The sequence below is a fragment of the Dawidia cretensis genome (assembly GCF_018598175.1).
In the GTDB taxonomy this organism is placed as follows: Bacteria; Bacteroidota; Bacteroidia; order Cytophagales; family Cyclobacteriaceae; genus Ohtaekwangia; species Ohtaekwangia cretensis.
The window spans coordinates 1-1,928 of the sequence record NZ_JAHESE010000078.1 but is presented as its reverse complement, the minus strand read 5'-3'; the positions used below and the strand labels follow the sequence as shown (position 1 = coordinate 1,928).

The following is a 1,928-nucleotide window of genomic DNA, read 5'->3' as shown; positions in this document are numbered from 1 at the left end:
TTTGTGTGCGCCCGGCATGGGCGCGAACTCTAGGGTGTAAGTCCCGAACGCACCTTGATAGTGGGAAGCGTTAACCTAAGGCAAGGGTGTCCTTTGCGAGAAGGAATCCGAAGGAAGCCGGCGGTAAATCTCTGGCCTGACGAACAGGAAGCAGATGAGGCAGTTGTCGGTGGGTGAGTTTGCACAACAAAACGAAGCCCCAAACTATCCGAAACAGGCAGCTGTAAATCTGACAGGTATATGGAGAGAAAGTTCGCGTTCTTACCCGGGGAGATCTGTTAAACAGTGGACGGAGGGAGACGCGCCGCCCGAAGGAGCAATAGTATATAGGAATATATACTTGTTTAACAGAAGTCAGCCGAGGCCGTAGTACCCGGAAAAAAAAACTGGGGAAGGGCCGAACATTAAACGTCTACGGAGTAATGCTGGAACTGGGTTCATCGTAAAGAAAACCGAAAACTCCGGATGGAGTGCTGCCCTGGGAGAAATATGCTGGAAGCAGAAGGGTACCAGGGAGCGTTGAGCGATGTCTTGAACGAAAGCAGGAAACAAAGAAGCAGGAAAAAAAAGGTAGGAGTAATGCTTTTAGAGGAAATCTTAAGCAAATCAAACATGGAAGCGGCTTACACTCGTGTAGTCGGCAACAAAGGCTCTGCTGGTGTGGATGGGGTTGTCTTTGAAGAGTTCCTCGATCAGCTCAAAAGAGACTGGCCGTCAGTGAAAACACAACTGGAAACCGACGGCTATCAACCGAACGCTGTGAAGCGTGTAACGATCCCTAAGGCAGATGGGGGTAAACGGCATCTAGGCGTCCCCACATACCTGGATAGGTTAATCCAGCAGGCGATCAGTCAGGAACTGACGAAACTGTATGACCCGACATTCTCTGAAAACAGTTATGGGTTCCGTAGTGAGAAGAACGCGCATCAAGCGTTATTAAAAGCGAAGGAATACATCAACGCTGGCTACAGCCACGTAGTAGACCTAGACCTGGCGCAATTCTTTGATCGCGTTAACCATGACTATCTGATGAACGAACTAAGTCGTAGTATAACAGATAAGCGAGTGCTGAAACTTATCCATAAGATACTACGTGCAGAAGTCGAAGAAGAAGGTAATCGCACATCCAGTAAACAAGGGGTGCCTCAAGGCGGTCCGTTAAGTCCTCTTCTGTCCAATATCATCCTGGATAAACTGGACAAGGAGCTAGAAAGACGTGGCCACCGGTATATCCGCTATGCAGATGACTGCAGTATTTACGTTAAGAGTAAGCGTTCAGGTGATCGCGTGATGGAAAGTATCACTCGCTACATCGAAAAGGAGTTGAAATTAAAAGTGAATATTGAAAAGAGTAGTGTAAAGCGTCCCTGGCTTCTAAAGCTGTTAGGTTTTACGTTCTATCATCGTAAAGGAGAAAAAGGGATTAGTGTACACCGTAAAAGTAGGGATGCCTACAAAGAGAAAATCCGTACCATAACGGCAAGCACTAATGGATGGTCGATGTCGATGCGGCTAAACCAAATCAGGCAGCTCAACATGGGTTGGGGTCATTACTTCAAATTGGGTGAAGCAAAATCTGTGTTTGATGACTTGGATAAATGGGTTAGAAGTCGTTTACGGCTGTGTTACTGGAGTCAGTGGAAACGCCCAAGAACGCGAGTAAATCAACTGGAAAAGTTGGGGGTTCCGTCCTGGCGTGCCTACCAATGGGGTAATACCCGTCGAGGTCCCTGGCGCACAGTTCACAGTCCGATCCTCCTAAGCGCTATCAGTAATGCCTACTTAAAACAAGAGGGCTTCCTAAGTCTATTGGACATAGTAAAGCCCTCTTGAACCACTAATGTTTAATGAACCGCCGTATGCCGAACGGCACGTACGGTGGTGTGAGAGGACAGTAAGGGAAATAATCCCTTACTTCCTACTCGATT

General features: G+C 47.6%; 1 protein-coding gene. It reads left to right on the top strand.

Annotated elements, in window-relative coordinates:
* The first annotated feature begins 489 nt into the window (after positions 1-489).
* Positions 490-1,833, top strand: coding sequence for a group II intron reverse transcriptase/maturase (gene ltrA, locus KK062_RS29745; protein ID WP_254088031.1), 1,344 nt, complete (start codon positions 490-492; stop codon positions 1,831-1,833).
* Positions 1,834-1,928 lie beyond the last annotated feature (95 nt).

Bases quoted from the DNA above. Each gene is read 5' to 3' on its own strand.
- ltrA (WP_254088031.1), top strand. From the start codon at position 490: ATGCTGGAAGCAGAAGGGTACCAGGGAGCGTTGAGCGATGTCTTGAAC.